The following is a 20,173-nucleotide window of genomic DNA, read 5'->3' as shown; positions in this document are numbered from 1 at the left end:
CAATGTCTCTGATCGAAGAAATCGACTACGGCACGCCGCGCTCCAAATCGACGACGATGGTGACGCTGACCATCGACGGCAACCAGGTCACGGTGCCCGAGGGCACCTCGATCATGCGCGCCGCGATGGACGCCGGCCACCAGATCCCGAAGCTGTGCGCAACCGACATGGTCGATGCGTTCGGCTCCTGCCGGCTCTGTCTCGTCGAGGTCGAGGGACGCGCCGGCACGCCGGCCTCGTGCACCACGCCCGTCATGAACGGCCTCGTCGTGCACACCCAGACCGAGCGGCTGAAGAAGCTGCGCAAGGGTGTGATGGAGCTCTACATCTCCGACCACCCGCTCGACTGCCTCACCTGCGGCGCCAATGGCGATTGCGAATTGCAGGACATGGCCGGCGCCGTGGGCCTGCGCGACGTCCGCTACGGCTATGAGGGCGAGAACCACGTCTTCGCCAAGACCGACGGCTGCACCAACGACCACTGGATGCCGAAGGACGAGTCCAACCCGTACTTCACCTATGATCCCTCCAAGTGCATCGTTTGCTCACGCTGCGTCCGCGCCTGCGAGGAGGTGCAGGGCACCTTCGCGCTGACCATCTCCGGCCGCGGCTTCGACAGCCGGGTCTCGCCGGGCATGAGCGAGAGCTTCCTCGGCTCCGAATGCGTCTCCTGCGGCGCCTGCGTGCAGGCCTGCCCGACCGCGACGCTGACGGAAAAGTCCGTGATCGAGATCGGCCAGCCCGAGCATTCCGTGGTTACCACCTGCGCCTATTGCGGCGTCGGCTGCGCCTTCAAGGCCGAGATGCGCGGCGAGGAAGTCGTGCGCATGGTGCCCTACAAGGACGGCAAGGCCAACCGCGGCCATTCCTGCGTCAAGGGTCGCTTCGCCTGGGGCTACACCAACCACAAGGAACGCGTTCTCAAGCCGATGATCCGCGAGCGGATCGAAGATCCCTGGCGCGAAGTGTCCTGGGATGAGGCGTTCTCGTTTGCGGCCGCCAAGATGCGCGGCATCCAGAAGAAGTACGGCCGCGACGCCATCGGCGGCATCACCTCGTCCCGCTGCACCAACGAGGAAACCTATCTGGTGCAGAAGCTGATCCGCGCCGGCTTCGGCAACAACAATGTCGACACCTGCGCCCGCGTCTGCCACTCGCCGACCGGTTATGGCCTCGCCACCACCTTCGGCACCTCCGCGGGCACGCAGGATTTCGACTCGGTCGAGGACACCGACGTCGTGGTCGTGATCGGCGCCAATCCGGCGTCCGCCCACCCGGTGTTCGCCTCGCGCCTGAAGAAGCGGCTGCGCCAGGGCGCCAAGCTGATCGTGATCGATCCGCGCCGCACCGAGATGGTGGAATCGCCGCATGTGAAGGCGCTGCACCTGCCGCTGATGCCCGGCACCAATGTCGCGGTCATGACCGCGCTGGCGCATGTCATCGTGACCGAGGGCCTCGTCAACGAAGCCTTCGTGCGCGAGCGCTGCGACTGGGCCGAGTTCGAGGAATGGGCCGCCTTCGTGGCCCAGCCGAACAACAGTCCGGAAGCCACCGCCATCCTCACCGGCGTCGATCCCAAGGTGCTGCGCGAAGCCGCCCGCACCTACGCCACCGGCGGTAACGGCGCGATCTACTATGGCCTCGGCGTCACCGAGCACAGCCAGGGCTCGACCACCGTGATCGCGATCGCCAACCTTGCGATGGTAACAGGCAATATCGGCCGCCCCGGCGTCGGCGTGAACCCGCTGCGCGGCCAGAACAACGTGCAGGGCTCCTGCGACATGGGCTCGTTCCCGCACGAGCTGCCCGGCTACCGCCACATCTCGGGCGATGCCGCGCGCGACCAGTTCGAGGCGCTGTGGAACGTCAAGCTCAACCCCGAGCCGGGCCTGCGCATTCCCAACATGTTCGACGCCGCGGTCGAAGGCACGTTCATGGGCATCTACGTGCAGGGCGAGGACATCCTCCAGTCCGACCCCAACACCAGCCACGTGGTGGCGGCGCTCTCGGCGATGGAATGCGTCATCGTCCACGACCTCTTCCTGAACGAGACCGCGAACTACGCCCACGTCTTCCTGCCCGGCTCGAGCTTCCTCGAGAAGGACGGCACCTTCACCAACGCCGAGCGCCGCATCCAGCGCGTGCGAAAGGTGATGACGCCGAAGAACGGCCTCGCCGACTGGGAGGTCACCATCGGCCTTGCCAAGGCGATGGGCTTCGAGATGAAGTACAGCCATCCTTCCGAGATCATGGACGAGATCGCGGCGCTGACCCCGACCTTCGCCGGCGTCTCTTATGCCAAGCTCGACGAGCTCGGCTCGGTGCAGTGGCCCTGCAACGAGAAGGCGCCCGAGGGCACGCCGGTGATGCATATCGACGGCTTCGTCCGCGGCAAGGGCAAGTTCGTCGTGACCGAATATGTCGCGACCGACGAGCGCACCGGCCCGCGCTATCCGCTGCTGCTCACCACGGGCCGCATCCTCAGCCAGTACAATGTCGGCGCGCAGACGCGGCGCACCGACAACGTGGTCTGGCATGCGGAAGATCGCCTCGAGATTCATCCGCACGATGCCGAGCAGCGCGGCGTGCGCGACGGCGACTGGGTGCGGCTGAAGAGCCGTGCCGGCGAGACCACGCTGCGCGCGGAGATCACCGACCGCGTCGCACCCGGCGTCGTCTACACCACCTTCCACCATCCGGACACGCAGGCCAACGTCATCACCACGGACTATTCGGACTGGGCGACCAACTGCCCCGAATACAAGGTCACGGCGGTGCAGGTCTCGCCCTCGAACGGCCCGTCCGACTGGCAGAAGGCCTATGACGCGCAGGCGCGGCAATCCCGCCGCATCGTGCCAGCCGAAGCCGCGGAGTAACGGCATGCACGTGCCCGTCCAGGCCATCGACCGCGAGATCTGGCGCGACGGCGTCGCGTCCGAAGGAACACGGCTGATTCCGGAGGAGACGCCGCTGGCGCTGACCTATAATGGCGGCACCTATGCCGTCATGATGGGGACGCCGCAGAACCTCGAGGACTTTGCCGTCGGCTTCAGCCTGGACGAAGGCATCATCAAGTCGGTCGACGACATCAAGTCGCTCGAGGTGGTCCGCCTCGACGACGGCATCGAGCTCAGGATGTGGCTTGCACCGGAAGAAGCGGCACTCATCAGCGAGCGCCGCCGCCACATCGCCGGTCCCACCGGCTGCGGCATCTGCGGCGTCGAGTCCATTGCCGAGGCGGTGCGGCCCGCGGCGGTCGTACCGCAGGGGCAGAGCTTCACGCCGGAAGAAGTCATGGCGGCGATGCAGGCGATCGCACCGCTGCAATCGATCAATTTGCAGACCCGCGCCGTTCACGCCGCGGCGTTCTGGTCTACTAGCGGCAATATCGTCGCGCTGCGCGAGGACGTCGGCCGCCACAACGCGCTCGACAAGCTCGCAGGCGCACTGGCGCGCAGCCGCACGGATGCGCGCGGCGGCATGGTGCTGCTGACCAGCCGCGTCTCGGTCGAGATGGTGCAGAAGACCGCCGCGATCGGCGCGCCGGTGATGGTCGCGGTGTCCGCGCCGACCGCGCTCGCGGCGCGCACTGCGGAAGCCGCGGGCATCACCCTGATCGCCATTGCCCGCCAGGACGGGTTCGAAGTGTTTTCGCATGGTGGCCGGATCGTCGCCCGCCATGCCACGGAGGTTGCCGATGTCGCCTGACCGCCTGATCTACATGGCCAACCAGATCGGCAAGTTCTTCAAGAGCCAGGGCCATGACAAGGCCGTGCCGGGGATCGCCGAGCACATCAAGAAGTTCTGGGATCCCCGGATGAAGCGCGCGATCTTCGCCCATCTCGATGCCGGCGGCGCGGGCCTGGAGCCCAACGTGCGCGAAGCGCTCACCGCGCTGAAGCAGACGACGTCCCTTCCAGCAGCGCCCTGAACACGCGCCGCACCTCGCTCTGGGTTTCCTTCACGCGGGCCTCCAGCGAGGAGAAGTCCGGCGCATCGCCGGCGCGCGCCATGACGCGCTGCAGATCCGTGCCGGCGGTTTCCGGCTTGAAGCGGTCGCTGACGCAGAGCCGCAGGATCTGCGTCAAATCGTGATAGAGCCGCGCCGCCGCGCGCAGGATCTCGGTCTCCGATTGTCCGAGCACGCCGAGCCTGCAGGCATTTTCCAGCACCTGCAGCGTGCTGACGTCGAGGATCTCGGGCTTGTCGTGGGCATGCACGAGCTGGAGATATTGCGCGATGAAGTCGATGTCGATCATGCCGCCGGCGGCATATTTGAGATCCCAATAGTCGGTCTCGCCCTTCTCCTGGCCGATCGCGCTGCGCATGTCGGCGACGTCATTGGCGATGATCGTGCGATCGCGGCGGCGCGTCAGGACATCGCGGATGACGCGCTCGATCCGTTCCCGGAATTCAGGCGAAGCCGACACCACGCGCGCGCGCGTCAGTGCCATGTGCTCCCAGGTCCAGGCCTCGTTGGCCTGGTAGTCCGCGAAGGAGGCGAGGCTCGACGCCACCGGCCCGGCGCGCCCCGACGGGCGCAGCCGCATGTCGATCTCGTAGAGCACGCCGTAATTGGTGCGCGTCGTGAAGGCGCTGATCAGGCGCTGGGTGAAGCGGGCGAAATAATGCGCGCCCTGCAGCGACTTCGGCCCATCCGAGTCCGGGTTCTCGGCGTCGAAATCGTAGAGCAGGATCAAGTCGAGATCGGACGAGGCCGTCATCTCGCGGCTACCGAGCCGGCCCATCGCGATGATCGCGGTCTCCTGCCCCTTGATCCGGCCGTGCTGGGCGGCAAAGCGGTCGGCAACGAGGCCATGCACGGTGTGGACGATGCCTTCGGCGACATCCGCAAAGGCCGTGCTCGCCTGCTGCGCCGAGACGGTGCCGGAGAGGATGCGCGTGCCGATCAGGAACAGGCTCTCCTGCCCGAACAGGCGCAGGCGATCGAGGAATTCTTCGTATGAGGCCGCATCCTGCACCGTGGCGGCGAGCCGCGCCGACAATTCCTGCCTGTCCGGCATCGCCCCGAAGAAGCGCGGGTCGATCAGCCCGTCCATCAGCTGCGGCTGTCGCGCCAGCATCTCGCCGAGCCGCGGCGCCGCGCCCAGCACCAGCGCCACCAGCGCGACGAGGTCGCGGTTCTGTCCGAGCAGCGTGATCAGGCGGCCGCCGCGCTGGAGCGCCCCGAGGAAGTGATCGAACGCCACGACGGCGCGGTCCGGCTCCTCGGCATGCGCGAGACCGTCAATCAGGGCCGGCACGAACTCGATGAAGGCGTTGCGCGTCGCCTCGTTACGGAACACGCGATAGTCGCCGGTGATCCAGTCGCGCACGGTTTGGGCGACGGCGGCGGGCTTCTTGAATCCGAGCGTCGACAGGTGCTGGAGCAGGCGCGGATCGTCGGGACCCGCGCTGTAATCCAGAGCCGGCAGCTCGGCCGTGCCGGTCGGATCATCGCCCTCGAACAGTTTTTCATAGTGGCCCTGGACGATTTCGAGCTGCCGCAGCAGGTCGCGCGCAAAGGCCTCGCGATCGGGATAACCGAAGAAGCGCGCAAAGCGCTCGACTGCTTCCTTGTCGTCGGGCAGCGCATGGGTCTGCTCGTCGGCGACCATCTGGAGGCGATGCTCGACCCGGCGCAGGAATTCGTATGCGGCGGTCAGCTCGTCCCGCGCAGCGAAGGTGATCCAGTTGCTGGTGGCGAGCACGTCCAGCGCCCTGAGCGTCGGCCGCACCCGCAATTGCGGATGGCGGCCACCGGCGATCAGCTGCTGGGTCTGCGCGAAGAACTCGATCTCGCGAATGCCGCCGCGGCCGACCTTGACGTTGTGCCCCTCGACCGCGACCTCGCTCTGGCCGCGATAGGTCTGCATCTGCCGCTTCATGTCGTGGACATCGGCAAGCGCGGCAAAATCGAGATGCTTGCGCCAGACGAACGGCGCGATCTCGGCAAGCAGCGCTTCGCCCGCTCTGGCATCGCCGGCACAGGCGCGTGCCTTGATCATCGCAGCGCGCTCCCAGGTGCGCCCTTCCCGCTCGTAGTAGTTCAACGCCGCATGCCGCGAGATCGCCACCTGCGTCGAGGACGGATCGGGGCGCAGGCGCAAATCGACGCGGAAGACATAACCGTCATAGGTTCGCTGCTGGAGGATCCGCGCCATGCCCTGCGTCACGCGGACGAAGAACGGCTGCGGCTCGATGTCGGGTGCGAGCGTCGTTGCATCGGGATCGAAGAACACGATGAGGTCGATGTCGCTGGAATAGTTCAGCTCGCCCGCGCCCATCTTGCCCATCGCAAGCACGATCAGGCCGCTGCCCTCTTCCGGTGCCTCGGGATTGGGCGGCAGGATCTTTCCGCGTGCGGCTTCCTGCCGCAGCTGATACTGCAGCGCCGACTGCACCGAGGAGACCGCGACGTCGGTGAGCGCTGCCGTCACTTTCATCACCGGCCAGACGCCGCCGATGTCGCACAGCGCGGTCAGCAGCGCGGCCTCCGCCTTCATACGGCGGAGCAGCCGCATCACCTCGGCTTCATCAGGTGCTGCGAACACCGCGCTCCTCGCCTCAGCGATCAGTGCGGCGAGATGCGCATCCGGATCGCATTCGAGCAGCCGGATCAGGCGCACCGCATCGGCGCGCACCAGATCGAACAGATAGGGCGAGAATTCCGCGATGCCGGCCAGGATATTCCGGGCGAAGGGATGAATCAGCAACGCTTCAAGACGGGCCAATTGCGCCGGCTCGAGCTCGGCCAGCCAGTTGTCCAAACGTGGTTCGTCTGTTGCGGAAGCGACAATATGGGGAGCCTCCGCGAAGCGTGCGGCGAGGCTCTCACCATGTTTGTCCGCGTTTCCCGGCGCGGAGTGGTTCATGCCACCTTCTGTGGCACATCCGGTATTGGCGGAGCAACCCTGTCGCCCGCGCCCGTGCGCGCCGGCAGCACCAGCGTGGCGACGAGGCCCGGATGGGCATCGCCCAGCCGCAATTCTCCGCCATGCAGCGTCGCAACAGCCGAGGCGAGGCTGAGGCCGAGGCCGGAGCCGGGCAGCGTGCGGCTCGCTTCCAACCGCACGAATCGTTCGACGGCATGTTTGCGATCGGCTTCGGGGATGCCGGGGCCGCGATCGGTGACGCTGAGCAGCACCTGGTCACCCTCGCGCCTTGCCTCGATGGTGATCTGCCGCGCGTCCATACTGACCACGGTTCCTCCGGCCTGCGCGACCGGCTTGCCGTATTTGATCGCGTTCTCGACCAGATTGGCGAGCGCCTGGCTGATCAGCTCGCGGTTGCCGTGAACCGGCGTCGGATCGGCCTTCACCTTCAAGGTCATGCCGTCGTCCTCGGCCAGCGGCTCGTAGAGCTCGTGGATGCCGCCCGCGACCTCGGCGGCGTCGAAATCATCCATGTTGCCGCGCGCCTGTCCGGACTCGGCACGCGCGATCATCAGCAATGCGTTGAAGGTGCGGATCAGCCCGTCGGATTCCTCGATGGTCCGCTCCAGCGCCGCACGGTAATCGGCCTCGCAGCCCGATTTCGCCAGCGCCTCCTCGGCGCGGTTGCGCAAGCGCGTCAGCGGCGTCTTGAGATCGTGGGCGATGTTGTCGGAGACTTCCTTCAGCCCCGCCATCAAGGCCTCGATCCGCTCCAGCATGGCGTTGAGGTTTTCGGCGAGGCGGTCGAGCTCGTCGCCGCTGCGTCCCACGGGCAGGCGGCCGCTGAGATCGCCGGTCATGATGCGCTGGGCGGTACCGGTCATCGCGTCGATGCGCCTCAGCACCCTGCGCGCCACGAAGATGCCGCCGCCGAGGCCAAGCACGACGACGATCAGGACCGACCATTGCGCCGCCTTGGCGACGATGCCGAACAGGCGACGCCGCTCCGCGAGGTCGCGGCCGATCAGCAGCCGGAAGCCGTTTTCGAGTTCGGTGACGCGCACCAGTGCACGATGATCGCGGTCATCGGCGTCCTCGATCCGCCGGTAGGCGGTCTCGGACCAGCCACGCGTCGCCATCACGCCGGGCGCGAGCGAGCCGACATTGCCGGCAACCGCCTGCCCGGTCGGCGTGGTCACCAGGTAGAGGTTGGCGCCCGGACGCAGCGCGCGATACTCGATCGTGCGCACGAGGCCGTACATGCCGCGGCGATCATAGATCTCGTTGATCTCCGAGGTCTCGGCATTCACCGTCTGCGTGATTTCCTCGGTGATCAGCCGCCGCGTATTCCAGGCGAAATAGGCAAGCAGAGAGGCCGCGAACATCGCGAACAGCAGCAGATAGACCAGCGTGAGCCGGAATGCCGTGGTGCGGACGAGTTTACCGAATGCCGTCACGGATCATGTATCCGGCGCCGCGGATCGTGTGCAGCAGCGGCCGCTCAAATCCCTTGTCGATCTTGGAGCGTAGCCGCGAAATGTGCACGTCGATCACGTTGGTCTGCGGATCGAAATGATAGTCCCAGACGTTTTCCAGCAGCATGGTGCGCGTCACCACCTGCCCCGCATGCTTCATGAGGTATTCGAGCAGGCGGAACTCGCGCGGCTGCAGCGTCAGCTCGTCCTTGCCGCGGGCGACGCGATGGGAGAGCCGGTCGAGCTCGAGATCGCCGACGCGATAGAGGGTGTCCTCGGCAGGTCCCCCGCGGCGGCGCGACAGCACCTCGACGCGGGCGAGCAACTCGGCGAAGGAATAGGGCTTTGGCAGATAGTCGTCGCCGCCGGCGCGCAGGCCCTTGATGCGGTCGTCGACCTGTCCGAGCGCGGAGAGAATCAGCACCGGCGTCGTGTTGTCCTTGTCGCGCAGCGCGCCGATCAGCGACAGGCCGTCGCGCTTGGGCAGCATGCGGTCGACCACCAGAACGTCGTAGTCGCCGTTCTCGGCCATGGCGAGGCCTTCCTCGCCGTCCGCGGCGTGGTCGGCAATGTGTCCGACCTCGCGAAACGCCTTCACGAGGTAGTCGGCGGATTCGCGATCGTCTTCAATGATGAGGAGGCGCATCGTGCGTTCGGCGGCGGTCAAGGAGGTCAACCTTCTCTAAACATGGCGCGAGCGGCAATCGCATGCAAGCCGAGCGGGAGAGTGTCGAAGCGAGAAAAAGGCGGGCGGTGAAGCTGGGGGGACCTCACCGCCCTATGCCTTCCGACGGAGGGGGGCGTAATTCCACCGGAAGGTAGGCTGGGGAAGCGAAATTTACGCTGCTCCCCCGAAGGGCGCCGGCGGCGGGGGCGACTGATGCCGACGACACCCTTCATCACTTGGTTTCCTGGGCCTCCTGAGGCTTACCCCTTGGCGAGGGGGATCGCGACGAAGCGCGACTGGCCGCCGCTCTTCACGCGCATCAGGACGCTGTTCTTGTTGTCGGTCCGCGCCGCGTTGATGGCGTCGCGGACTTCGCCGGCAGTGGCCACGCTCTTGCCGCCGACCTCGAGGATCACGTCGCCTTCCTTGAAGCCGCGTTCGGCCGCGGCGCTCTTCGGATCGACTTCGGTGACAACGACGCCTTCCTTGCCGGCGCCGGCCACGGAGTTCGCGGGGGCAACGGTCATGCCGAGCTTCGGCACGTCGGTGCCCTTGCTTGCACCCTTGCCGCTGTCCTTGTCGAGGTCGGCCTTGGCCTCGACCGTGTTCGGCAGCTGGCCGAGGGTGAGGTTCACGACCTTGTCCTGGCCCTTGTGCAGCACGTTGAGCTTCACGGTCGCGCCGGGCGCCATGCCGCCGATGGTGCGGGCGAGCTCGCGGGCGTCCTTGACGGATTCACCGTTGACCGCGGTGATCACGTCACCGGATTCGATGCCGGCCTTCGCCGCCGGACCATTCGCCTGCGGTTCCGCCACCAGCGCGCCTTCGGCCTTCTTCATGCCGAGGCTGTCGGCGATATCGGAGGTGACGGGCTGGATCTGCACGCCGATCCAGCCGCGGCTGACCGAGCCCTTGTCCTTGAGCTGGGCCACCACGCTCTTGACGGTGTTGGCCGGGATCGAGAACGCGATGCCGACGCTGCCGCCGGAGGGCGAGTAGATCGCGGTGTTGACCCCCATCACTTCGCCGTTGGTGTCGAAGGCCGGACCGCCGGAATTGCCCTTGTTCACGGGCGCGTCGATCTGGATGAAGTCGTCATATGGACCGTTGCCGATGTCGCGGCCGCTGGCCGAGACGATGCCGGCGGTCACGGTGCCGCCGAGACCGAAGGGATTGCCGACCGCAAGCACCCAGTCGCCGATCCGCGGCTTGGCGTCGGCCAGCTTGGCGAACGGGAAGTTCGAGCCACCCTCGACCTTGATCAGGGCGAGGTCGGTGCGCTGGTCGGTGCCGATCACCTTGGCGGTGTAGGTCTTGCCGTCGTCGGTGGTGACCTCGACCTTGTCGGCGCCGTCGACCACGTGGTTGTTGGTCACGGCAAAGCCGTCAGCCGAGATGAAGAAGCCGGAGCCCTGCCCCTGTACGACGCGGCCACGGCCGCCGCCCTTCAGGCCGGGAATACCATCCGGCCCGCCGAAGCGGCGGAAGAAGCGCTCCATCGGCGAGCCCGGCTGGAACGGCGAGGAGGAATCGTCGCCGTCGTCGTTGCTCGCGGTCTTCTCCTTGATGTTGACCTTCACCGAGATCACCGACGGCTTCACGCGCTCGACGATGTCGGCGAAACCGACCGGACGCTCGACCTTGCGGACCTCGTTATTGACCTGCGCATGCGCCGGGCTCGAGAACAGGTCGGCCGGCGAGCTCGACGGGCTGAAGCCGTAGACGGCGGCGCCGAGGCCGGCGACGACCGAGGCCATCAGCGCGACCTTGCGCGCAGAGAAAACCGACCGGCGCGGCTGCCGGTAGGACGGGAGGTTCGAGAGGTCGGGACGTTCGGTCATGCAGAAATCTCCAGGGCCTTGAATTTCTTTTGGTGCCGGATGTCGGGCACCTTGCGAACCTGAAGATGGGGACTCCCGCCTTACCGTGCGCTGGCGGCGGGGTTAAACTTTTGTAATGATCCCGCGGCACGGATGCGGCAGTTTAGCGCAGGCCGAAAATCGTGCATCCACAGGAACTTAGTCGAGTTCCCGTGACCGGCACCAAGCGAGATTTCGCTGGCCTAGCTGGCCCGGACGCTGACGATGAACTCATCGACTTCGCGCTTCAAAGTCTCGGCCTGCCGCGACAGATCGACGGCGGAATCCCGCGCCTCGGCCGCCATGCGCCCGGTCTCCGCCGAGGTCGAGGTGATCTGGGCGATGTGATTGGAGACGTCCAGGGTTCCCTGAGCGGCATCCTGCGCGCTGCGGGTGATGTCCTGCGTGGCGGTGCGCTGCTGGGCGGTATCGACCTCGATGCCGGACATGATCGACGAGATCTCCGCCAGCGTCTTCGAGATGCCGTCGATCGCGCCGCGCGTCTCCGCGGTGATGCCCTGGATGCTGGCGACATGGGAGGTGATCTCCTCCGTCGCCTTGCTGGTCTGGTGCGCCAGATTCTTCACCTCGGAGGCGACCACGGCAAAGCCCTTGCCGGCTTCGCCCGCCCGCGCCGCCTCGATGGTGGCGTTGAGCGCGAGAAGATTGGTCTGCGAGGCGATCGCCTGCACGAGCTGCACGACCTCGCCGATCTTGTCGGCGGCGTCGGACAGCGTGTGGATGGTGTCGCGGCTCTTCTCGGCCTGGCTTGCCGCGCCTTCGGCGCGCTGGGTCGCATCGGTGACGCGGCGGCTGATCGTGCCGATCGAATTCGTCATCTCCTCGGCGGAGCCCGCGACCGTCTGCACGCTGGCGCTGGCCTGGCTCGCGCCGCTCGCCACCGCATTGGCCTTGGTGCTGGTGTCGTTGGCCGTCCGCGACAGCGTCTCGGCATTGCGTTTCAGATGCACGGCCGACGAGGCCACGCTGTCGACCACGCTGGCGACGAGACCGTTGAAGCGCTTGATCCGCGCGTCCAGAAATTTCGACCGCTCGGCCTGGTGCTGCGCCTCCTGCAACTGCTGCTCGGTGAGGCGGCGCCGCTCGAGCCCACTGGTCTTGAACACCTCGAGCGCGCCGGCAAGCAGTCCGATCTCATTGGTGCCGCCGAGCCCCGGAACTGACGTCTCGAACTTCTGGTCCGCGACCTCGCGCATCGCATGCACGATCGCCGCCAGGGGATTGAGGATGCCGTTGCGCACGGCGAACCATGTCGTGAGGCAGATCGCGAAAGCTATCACCGCGATCACGCCGCAGGCGATCAGGAACCAGGAGAACGCGGTCTGCGCCTGCTGGTAGATCTGCATCGCGTGGTCACGCGCAGGGCCGCTGAGCGCCGCGAAGTCCGACGACAGGCTGGTGATCTCGTTGTTGAGATAGAGCACCGCGACGAATCCGGTGCCGCCGCCGATGCCCAGCAGGAACAATAATGCAGCGACGACGGCGCCGACCAGGAAGCGGATCGTCAGATTGCTGTTCGCGAACATCTCGGGGACTCAGAGTCTGGAATCGAATCTCGCGACAAGCTTCCAGACAAAGGTCAACAGAGGATGAAACGCACAGCGCCCGACAGGCTACGTATCATTACGTAGGTCAGGACGACTTCGTATCATCGGACATCAAGGCAGCGAGCCGTGCCTTTTCCTCCGCAGTGAGCGGCGGAGCCGGTACGTCTGCACCGCTCCGCGCGCGACGGCGGATTTGCAGCCACAACGCCGTGCCGCCGCCGATCAGCAGCAGCGGCGCGAGCAGCCACAGCAGCAGGGTCTGTCGTTCGAAGCGCGGCTTGAGCAGCACGAACTCGCCGTAGCGCGCGACCAGGAAATCGAGCACCTGCGAATTGCTGTCGCCGGCCGCGATGCGCTCGCGCACCAGGAGGCGCAGGTCGCGCGCCAGCGGCGCATCGGAATCGTCGATCGACTGGTTCTGGCAGACCATGCAGCGCAGCTCGCGCGACAATTCGCGCGCGCGCCCCTCCTTCACGGGATCCGACATGATCTCGTCGGGCTGCACGGCGTACGCCGCAGGCGACGCCAGCAGCATCAGCGCGATGAACGCGGCCATCATCCGGCGCATCAAAATCACTCCGCCGGCTGCAGGCGCTGCTTGGCCCGCGCCGGCTTCGGCGCGCCGACCCGCAGGCGCCGGTCGGACAGCGACAGCACGCCGCCGAACGCCATCAGCACCGGCCCCCACCAGATCAGGAGCACCAGCGGCTTGTGATAGATGCGCACGGCAATGGCGTCCTGGGCGGTGGCGTCACCGAGCGAGATGTAGAGCTGGCTCGCGCCGCGCGTCAGCAATGCGGCCTCGGTGGTAGACGAGCCGCGGGTGGTGAAGCTGCGCTTGGACGGCGTCATGACGCTCAGCGTCTCGCCATCGCGGCTGACGTTGAACTCGGCGATCATCTCGCGGTAGTTCGGGCCCTGACGCTGCAACAGTCCGTCGAGCTTCACGTCGTAGCCGGCGATATGGGCGACCTCGTTCTGCTTCATGGTCGCGATATATTCGCTGTTCCAGGTGGTCTCGCAGACGATGCCGATCAGCGCGACGCCGAGGCCCGCATGCGCGAACGCGGTGCCCCAGGCCGAACGCGGCAGGCCGCGCGCCCGGTGCAACACCGTCGCGAACGGCAGCCGAACCAGGCCGGTCCGTTCGACGAGGTCGGTGACGGCGCCGGCAATGACGAAGACGCCTAATCCGATCGCGAGCGGCGCCAGCGTAGCTCCGCCGCTCGCCCAGCCCCAGGCAATGGCGACGGCGACGAGGCCGGCGATACCGGCTGCGAGCAGGCGCTGGGTGACGCCAAGCAGATCGCCGCGCTTCCACGCCAGCATCGGGCCGAACGGCACGGCGAGCAGCAACAGGGCAAACAGCGGAGCGAAGGTGAGGTTGTAGAAGGGTGCGCCGACCGACATCTTGAAGTCGGCGAGCATCTCCATCGCCAGCGGATAGAGCGTGCCGAACAGCACCACCGCGCAGGCGACCGTGAGCAGCAGATTGTTCAGCACCAGCGCGCCCTCGCGCGAGATCGGCGCGAACAGGCCGCCCTGCTTCAGCGAGGTGGCGCGACCCGCGAACAGCGACAGGCTGCCGCCGATGAACAGGCACAGGATCAGCAGAATGAATACGCCGCGGGTCGGATCGGTGGCGAAGGCGTGCACGGAGGTGATGACGCCCGAGCGGACCAGGAAGGTGCCGAGCAGCGACAGCGAGAAGGTCAGGATCGAGAGCAGGATGGTCCAGACCTTCAGCGCATTGCGCTTCTCCATCACCAGCGCCGAATGCAGCAGCGCCGTGCCGGCGAGCCACGGCATCAGCGAGGCGTTCTCGACCGGATCCCAGAACCACCAGCCGCCCCAGCCGAGCTCGTAATAGGCCCAGTACGAGCCCATGGCGATGCCGAGCGTCAGGAAGATCCAGGCGACCAGCGTCCACGGTCGCACCCAGCGCGCCCAGGCCGCGTCGATCCGCCCCTCCATCAGCGCCGCGATCGCGAAGGAGAACGAGATCGAGAAGCCGACATAGCCGAGATAGAGCATCGGCGGATGCACGGCGAGACCGATGTCCTGAAGCACCGGATTGAGATCGCGTCCCTCGATCGGCGGGTTGGCGATGCGCAGGAACGGGTTCGAGGTCACCAGGATGAAGAGGTAGAATGCGCTGGCGATCCAGGCCTGCACGGCGAGCACATGCGCGCGCAGCGACAGCGGCAGGTTATTGCCGAACGCTGCGACGAGTCCGCCGAACAGCGCGAGGATCGACACCCACAGCAGCATCGAGCCTTCGTGGTTTCCCCACACGCCGGTGATCTTGTAGAGCAGCGGCTTCATGGAGTGGGAATTCTCGTAGACATTGGCGACGGAGAAGTCCGAATTCACGTGCAGCATCACCAGCGCCACGAACGAGGCGCCGACGAACAGCAGCTGCGCCAGCGCGGTGGACCGCGCCACGTTCATGAGCGCGGCATCGCGCAAGCGCGCGCCGATCAGCGGTACGATGGACTGGATCAGCGCCAGCCCGAGCGCCAGCACCAGCGCGTAATGTCCTGATTCCGCGATCAACGGACTGCTCCCTGCGGGCTGCCCTGCGCGGTGGTGGCCGCAGGCGCGGCACCACCGGAAGCCTGGGTGCCGTAATCGTCCTTCCAGTGCCCCTGCTTCTTCAGGGCATCGGCGACGTCCTTGGGCATGTAGGTTTCATCATGCTTGGCGAGCACGGTGTCGGCCTTGAACACGCCGCTGGCATCGAGCGCGCCCTCGGCGACGACGCCCTGTCCTTCGCGGAACAGATCCGGCAGGATGCCCTTGTAGGCGACAGGCAGCTTTGCACCGCCGTCGGCGACCTCGAAGGTCACCGCGAGATTGTCGCCGCGCTTAAGCGAGCCGGGCTGCACCAGGCCGCCGAGGCGAAACCGCTTGCCGGGCTCGACGTGCTTCTCGGCGACCATGGTCGGGGTCGAGAAGAATACGATGGAGTCGCGAAGTGCATTGAGCACCAGCGCGGCCGCGAGCGCGAGCACGGCGAGCGAGCCGCCGATGATGGTCATACGTCGCTGCTTGCGCGTCATGGCGTATCCGTTCTCCGCTCGTCTCGTCCCGAAATCATCATCCGTCGAGCCCGAGAGTCTTGAGGCCTTCGTTGAGCTGGCGGAGCCGATCGGCATCCTTGGCGACCGCCTGACGGGCGTCGGTCGACGCGCCCATCGCCTTGTCACGATCACCCATCACCAGATAGGCGCGCACCAGGCGCAGCCAGCCCTCGACGTCGTCGCCGTTCTGCTTCAAGCGGGTCGCAAGACGTTCGACCATGCCGCGCACCATCGCGTTGCGATCACCTTCGGCCATGTCCTTGGAAGCCGCGATGGTCTCGTCCGACAGCGCCGGCATCGTGCCGCCGCCGCCGACCCGCGACAGCGAGGATTGCACCAGGGGCCGCCACGGCGCATCCGCCGGAGCCTTGGCCAGCAGCGCGCGCCAGATGGTGGCGGCATCGTCCTTGCGGCCATCCTGCTCGGCCGCGAGCCCGAGGAAGTAGTTCGCCTTGGGATCATCGGCGTCGAGCGCGTGCGCACGCTCGAACTCGGTCTTGGCCTCGGCGGTCACCACGCCGCCGGCGGCGGCCGAGATCGCTTCGCCGAGATCGGACCGGCGCTCTGGGCTCTCGCCATTGTAGGTGAGCGAGTTGCGATAGGCCCGCACTGCATCGTCGAAGCGGCCGAGCCGCTGCAGCACCGGCGCGAGCACGTTCCAGCCGCGTCCGTCGGTCGGATTCTTTTCCAGATGTTGCTCGACCTGCACGACGAGATTCTCGAGCGATCGCGCCATGCCGGATCCGGCCTCGCGCTCCCGCTCCGCCAGCGGAAAGTCCTGAAGCCGGGGCGAGCCGAGCGGCATGTAGACGCCGATCGCGACCAGCGGCAGGCCGGCGAGCGCCAGCACCGCCGCCGCGCGGCGCCATTTGAGGCTCGGCGCCGACTTGAGATCCGACGAGGACTCGCTTCCGGCCGCCGCGAGCAGCCTGCGGCTGATCTCGACACGCGCCGCCTCGGCTTCGGGTGCCGCGATCAACCCCGCGGCAAGGTCGCGCTCGATCTCAGCCAGCTGGTCCTTGTAGACCGCGACTTCGCTGCCTTCATTTTGGCTGCCCTGATCCTGCGCGCGTCCGCTGCGGCCGAGCGGCCAGAGCACGGCGAAAATCGCCGCGACCGTCATCAGCGCGAACACGAACCATAACGTCATCTGGCAAGCTTCCGGCAGCGCGCCACCCGCGCCCATAAGTGGCTTTACACCACGGCCGGACGATGCGGCAATTGACAATTGTCAATTCGGCGCGACCGCGCGCTGTCCTGAAACGGTCAGGATCCCAACGGCTTAGCCGATCTCGAAGTCGGCGCTCCGAGCGGCATCCTCGCCGTGACCGTTGAAGGCCTTCAGGAAGTACGTTCCCGGCGGAATCGCATCCGGCAACCTGATGCGCACCGCCCCGACCGGAACCGGAGAAGCAACCCTGGTCGCTGTCTCAGGCAATTGCCGGCCGCTCGCCTTCTCGACGAGCACGACCTTCGCCCCGACCATCAGCCTTTGATATTTGGCAACAATGACGCGGTTCTCGATCTCGATGGAGCTGATAATGGATTTCATGCGCCCACAGGTAGAAATTCCAAAAGCGTGCGCAGCGACCGTAGGGCTCGCCACCGGCAGCGTCAACTACAAATTGTGATCAGGAAAATATGCGCTTGAGTCAGCTTGCGCGCGACGATTTGCGCTCGCCGGTCGCAGCGTTCTCCGCAGCGCGGCTCATCAGCGACGCATAGTCATCGCCGAACAGCACCTGGCAGAAGCGAATCGCGGCCTGCACCTGCTGCTGCCTGTAGGTGCGGACCTTGTGATCGGCGGCGCGCAGCGACTGCACCAGCTGCTCGGTCGAACGTTCGACATATTGCTGAAGGTCGGAATAGGTGCGCAGCGTCACCTCGTTGATCGCAAGCTCGCTCGCGTAGTTGCGGCAGGTCGCGACGAAATCGATCAGCGCCGCGGTTTCCTCCACCTCGGTGCTGTCGATCCGCGCCCCCGGCGGAATGTCCTTCTCGGGCCGCTGGCGCAGGATGCGGCGCACGCGACCGGGAACGCTGTCGATCTCCGATTGCAGCGCATTGGAGATGTCGGCCCGGATCGAGGTCAACTGCTTGCCCCAGACGGAATCGTTGCGCAGATCGAGTTCCGTGCGCAGGCCGCGCACGCCATCGTGCAGCGCCTTGAGGTTGTCGGCGACATTGTCGAAATGGCCGCGCTTGATGTCCATGCGCAGGATCGCGGCCACGCAGGACAGATCGTGCAGGGCGATGGTGACGGCGACGCCATAGGGCGTTGCCGCGACGCGGATCTCGTCGTCGGAGGCGGCGATCTTGATGGCGAGGCGGATGATCTGCCACGGCGCGGTCATGCGCTGCACGACAATCGACAAGGCGAAAGGCAGCATCTGCGGCGTCTGCAGGACCGGAATGTTGAGCGCCGACGTCACCGAGGCGATCTGGGAATCGCCGAAGGCGCGCAAGGTGCGCGGCAGCTTCTCGTTCAGCGTGGCGATGGCTTCGCGGACCCCGAGCACCGCTCCGATCGAATAGAGGTCCTCGATCACGTTTGGCGGGCCGACCCGGGCGAGCGCACGCGACTTGTCGCCACCGCCCGGTCCTGTCAGCGCGAAGATCGCGTCCGCGGCGACCGCCTGCAGCTTCTGGGCGAGAGCTTCGACCTGCCCCGCATTGTCGGAGGCCGGCATGCGCGCCAGCGCCGCCTCGAATTCGTTGACCTTGTCCGGGGCGCCGTCCCGGCCGAACCATTGCCAGATCGGCTCGAGCGAGGAGCGCCGGATCTGTCCGACCCGGATCGGGGCGCCCGCCTCGACCAGGAACGGTTCCAACGCCTGGAACAAGAGGCGCGAGAGGTCGTCGGTGCGCGGCGTCGGGGCTTCGTCGGCTTCGGTCTTGCGGACGATCTTGCGCAGCTGCTCGAGCACGAGGGTGGCCACGGCCGTGTCCTGGCCACGCTCGAGCGCGCGCTCGAACTCCCGCATCAGCAGCGCCTGCGACTGCGGCGGGAGCTGCGCGAGATATTCCCTCAGCCGCTCGATCGATGTCTGGCTCATGCGCCCGGGTAATGCACGGTAAAATGGCGGACGTGGGATGCGTCCGGGCGCGATCATAGGTGGCTGCGCCTTAAGAAGCCGTTGAGGACGTTGGCTCCAATGCCCCCGTTTTGCTCCGGATCGGGACGCCGCAGGCCCAATAAGCCGTTGGGAACAGAGGATTATATTCCCGGAAGGACCAGATCGGCCCGCAAGCCGCCGATCGGCGCGCCACTGAGCGAGAGGTTGCCGCCATAGAGGGCGGCAAGATCGGTCACGATCGACAGCCCCAGCCCGGAGCCGGGCTTGGATTCGTCGAGTCGCTGGCCGCGCCGGGAGACCTGGGCCCGCTCCGCCTCCGACAGGCCGCGGCCGTCGTCGTCGACGATGATCCGCAGGCGCGGACCCGCGCCCGCCTGGTGCGGCGCCTCGACCAGCACCTCGATGAAGACCCGCGAGGCCGCCCATTTGCAGGCATTGTCGACGAGATTGCCGACCATCTCCTCCAGATCCTGCCGCTCGCCGCGGAATTTGGCCGAGGGATCGGCCTTGGCCTCGACCACGATGCCGCGGTCGCGGTGGATCTTCTCCATGGTCCGCCGCAGCGCCTCGATCGCAGGCGCAACCTCCGTCACGGTTGCGACGACCGAGACGCGCGCCGCAATGCGCGCGCGCTCCAGATGATGGGCGACCTGGTCGCGCATCACGTCCGCCTGCTCCATCACCTTCTCCGCGAACGGTTCGGCCGCATGCGCGCTGGCCTCGTTGACGATGACCGACAGCGGCGTCTTGATCGCATGGGCGAGATTGCCGACATGAGTGCGGGCGCGCTCGACGATCTCGCGATTGGCGTCGATCAGCGCATTGGTCTCGCGTGCCAGCGGCGCGATCTCGACCGGGAATTCACCCTCGAGCCGCTCGGCCCGCCCCGAACGGATGTCGGCAATCGATTCCGAGATGCGCTTGAGCGGCGCCAGGCCGAAGCGGACCTGGAACACCGTGGTCAGGAGCAGCACGATGCCGAGCGCGGTGAAGGTGCCGCCGAGGTAATAGTCGAAGCTCCGCGTCTCGTCGAAGATCTCGGTGTCGTCGCCGGCGACGCTCACCAGATATTTGCCGTCGGCGCCGAGATCGACCGGCCGCTCCACCATCCGTAAATTCTGCCCTTCGGGCCCGTCGACATAGCCGAGCCGGATGCCGGCGGCGGTGAGCTCGGCGCCCTGCTCCTCCAGCTTCGGCAGCTTCTTGTCCCAGAGCGAGCGCGAGGAGCGCACCTCCGGCTTCTCGGTGTCGGTGCGCGTGATCTGCCAGTACCAGCCGGACAGCGGCAGCTCGAACAGCGGCTCGCCGAGCGACTGGAACTGGCGGTCCGGCGGCTCGTCCGGGGTTGCGACTTCGGCGATGAGGGTGCGCAGATAGAGATTGAGCCGGCGGTCGAAGGCACGCTCGGTCGCGTTCTTGTAGACCGACGACAGCACCACGCCGGTGATGGCCAGAATCACCACGAGCCAGGCGGTCGCCGACAGGAACAGGCGATTGGCAAGTGAGCTAGCAGCCATCGGCAGGGTCCCGGCGGGCGCAGGATATCAGATCGTCGGAGGTCATGACCGG

The 20,173-nt window shown here is 66.6% G+C and carries 15 protein-coding genes; 3 read left to right on the top strand and 12 right to left on the bottom strand.

Features of this window, described 5'->3' with window-relative positions; genetic code table 11:
* Positions 1-2 precede the first annotated feature (2 nt).
* From fdhF to ACVJ19_RS22845, 3 genes are read left to right on the top strand one after another with little or no spacing between them, the layout of a single operon-like run.
* On the top strand, positions 3-2,876 hold the full coding sequence (gene fdhF / locus ACVJ19_RS22855; protein ID WP_453951242.1) for a formate dehydrogenase subunit alpha: 2,874 nt from the start codon (positions 3-5) through the stop codon (positions 2,874-2,876).
* A 4-nt stretch (positions 2,877-2,880) separates the two neighbouring features.
* The gene (gene fdhD / locus ACVJ19_RS22850; RefSeq protein ID WP_453951241.1) at positions 2,881-3,708 is read left to right on the top strand and encodes a formate dehydrogenase accessory sulfurtransferase FdhD; all 828 of its coding nucleotides are present in this window, start codon (positions 2,881-2,883) and stop codon (positions 3,706-3,708) included.
* Positions 3,698-3,931, top strand: a complete 234-nt coding sequence (locus tag ACVJ19_RS22845; RefSeq protein ID WP_453951240.1) for a formate dehydrogenase subunit delta — start codon at positions 3,698-3,700, stop codon at positions 3,929-3,931. Before fdhD ends, ACVJ19_RS22845 begins: the two co-directional genes overlap by 11 nt.
* On the opposite strand, the gene ACVJ19_RS22840 is transcribed toward ACVJ19_RS22845, so the two are convergent.
* From ACVJ19_RS22840 to ACVJ19_RS22785, 12 genes are all read right to left on the bottom strand, one after another.
* A complete protein-coding gene (locus tag ACVJ19_RS22840; RefSeq protein ID WP_453951239.1) occupies positions 3,888-6,875 on the bottom strand; it encodes a bifunctional [glutamine synthetase] adenylyltransferase/[glutamine synthetase]-adenylyl-L-tyrosine phosphorylase in 2,988 nt (995 codons plus the stop codon). The two genes, ACVJ19_RS22845 and ACVJ19_RS22840, sit on opposite strands and share 44 nt — an antisense overlap.
* Positions 6,872-8,332, bottom strand: a complete 1,461-nt coding sequence (locus ACVJ19_RS22835) for a sensor histidine kinase (protein ID WP_453951238.1) — start codon at positions 8,330-8,332, stop codon at positions 6,872-6,874. The genes ACVJ19_RS22840 and ACVJ19_RS22835 overlap by 4 nt, the downstream gene beginning before the upstream one ends.
* Entirely contained in the window at positions 8,316-8,996 is a 681-nt protein-coding gene (locus ACVJ19_RS22830; protein ID WP_035731438.1) for a response regulator transcription factor, read from the bottom strand. The genes ACVJ19_RS22835 and ACVJ19_RS22830 overlap by 17 nt, the downstream gene beginning before the upstream one ends.
* Positions 8,997-9,277: 281 nt before the next feature.
* Entirely contained in the window at positions 9,278-10,858 is a 1,581-nt protein-coding gene (locus ACVJ19_RS22825) for a Do family serine endopeptidase (RefSeq protein ID WP_453951237.1), read from the bottom strand.
* A gap of 221 nt (positions 10,859-11,079) precedes the next feature.
* Positions 11,080-12,423: a methyl-accepting chemotaxis protein gene (locus ACVJ19_RS22820; RefSeq protein WP_453951236.1), complete on the bottom strand. Its 1,344-nt coding sequence runs from the start codon at positions 12,421-12,423 to the stop codon at positions 11,080-11,082.
* Positions 12,424-12,529: 106 nt separating this feature from the next.
* Complete coding sequence (locus ACVJ19_RS22815) at positions 12,530-13,012, bottom strand: cytochrome c-type biogenesis protein (RefSeq protein ID WP_453951235.1); 483 nt, start codon at positions 13,010-13,012, stop codon at positions 12,530-12,532.
* A 5-nt stretch (positions 13,013-13,017) separates the two neighbouring features.
* A complete protein-coding gene (locus ACVJ19_RS22810; RefSeq protein WP_453951234.1) occupies positions 13,018-15,000 on the bottom strand; it encodes a heme lyase CcmF/NrfE family subunit in 1,983 nt (660 codons plus the stop codon).
* Positions 14,997-15,506: a cytochrome c maturation protein CcmE gene (gene ccmE / locus ACVJ19_RS22805; protein ID WP_453951233.1), complete on the bottom strand. Its 510-nt coding sequence runs from the start codon at positions 15,504-15,506 to the stop codon at positions 14,997-14,999. The genes ACVJ19_RS22810 and ccmE overlap by 4 nt, the downstream gene beginning before the upstream one ends.
* A gap of 37 nt (positions 15,507-15,543) precedes the next feature.
* Positions 15,544-16,677 (bottom strand): c-type cytochrome biogenesis protein CcmI, encoded by a 1,134-nt coding sequence (gene ccmI, locus ACVJ19_RS22800; protein WP_453951232.1) that lies wholly within the window; start codon positions 16,675-16,677, stop codon positions 15,544-15,546.
* Positions 16,678-16,809: 132 nt separating this feature from the next.
* The gene (locus ACVJ19_RS22795; RefSeq protein WP_026312775.1) at positions 16,810-17,079 is read right to left on the bottom strand and encodes a hypothetical protein; all 270 of its coding nucleotides are present in this window, start codon (positions 17,077-17,079) and stop codon (positions 16,810-16,812) included.
* A gap of 100 nt (positions 17,080-17,179) precedes the next feature.
* Positions 17,180-18,583, bottom strand: a complete 1,404-nt coding sequence (locus ACVJ19_RS22790; protein ID WP_453951231.1) for a hypothetical protein — start codon at positions 18,581-18,583, stop codon at positions 17,180-17,182.
* A gap of 161 nt (positions 18,584-18,744) precedes the next feature.
* Positions 18,745-20,121, bottom strand: a complete 1,377-nt coding sequence (locus ACVJ19_RS22785; protein WP_453951230.1) for an ATP-binding protein — start codon at positions 20,119-20,121, stop codon at positions 18,745-18,747.
* Between the last annotated feature and the right edge of the window lie 52 nt (positions 20,122-20,173).

This window comes from Bradyrhizobium sp. USDA 376, from assembly GCF_054063675.1.
This window is presented reverse-complemented; position numbering and strand designations above follow the sequence as displayed.

Coding starts and splice junctions, on each gene's coding strand:
- ACVJ19_RS22825 (WP_453951237.1), bottom strand. CDS start 10,858: ATGACCGAACGTCCCGACCTCTCGAACCTCCCGTCCTACCGGCAGCCG.
- ACVJ19_RS22830 (WP_035731438.1), bottom strand. CDS start 8,996: ATGCGCCTCCTCATCATTGAAGACGATCGCGAATCCGCCGACTACCTC.
- fdhD (WP_453951241.1), top strand. CDS start 2,881: ATGCACGTGCCCGTCCAGGCCATCGACCGCGAGATCTGGCGCGACGGC.
- ccmI (WP_453951232.1), bottom strand. CDS start 16,677: ATGACGTTATGGTTCGTGTTCGCGCTGATGACGGTCGCGGCGATTTTC.
- ACVJ19_RS22820 (WP_453951236.1), bottom strand. CDS start 12,423: ATGTTCGCGAACAGCAATCTGACGATCCGCTTCCTGGTCGGCGCCGTC.
- ACVJ19_RS22840 (WP_453951239.1), bottom strand. CDS start 6,875: ATGAACCACTCCGCGCCGGGAAACGCGGACAAACATGGTGAGAGCCTC.
- ccmE (WP_453951233.1), bottom strand. CDS start 15,506: ATGACGCGCAAGCAGCGACGTATGACCATCATCGGCGGCTCGCTCGCC.
- ACVJ19_RS22795 (WP_026312775.1), bottom strand. CDS start 17,079: ATGAAATCCATTATCAGCTCCATCGAGATCGAGAACCGCGTCATTGTT.
- ACVJ19_RS22845 (WP_453951240.1), top strand. CDS start 3,698: ATGTCGCCTGACCGCCTGATCTACATGGCCAACCAGATCGGCAAGTTC.
- ACVJ19_RS22790 (WP_453951231.1), bottom strand. CDS start 18,583: ATGAGCCAGACATCGATCGAGCGGCTGAGGGAATATCTCGCGCAGCTC.
- fdhF (WP_453951242.1), top strand. CDS start 3: ATGTCTCTGATCGAAGAAATCGACTACGGCACGCCGCGCTCCAAATCG.
- ACVJ19_RS22785 (WP_453951230.1), bottom strand. CDS start 20,121: ATGGCTGCTAGCTCACTTGCCAATCGCCTGTTCCTGTCGGCGACCGCC.
- ACVJ19_RS22815 (WP_453951235.1), bottom strand. CDS start 13,012: ATGCGCCGGATGATGGCCGCGTTCATCGCGCTGATGCTGCTGGCGTCG.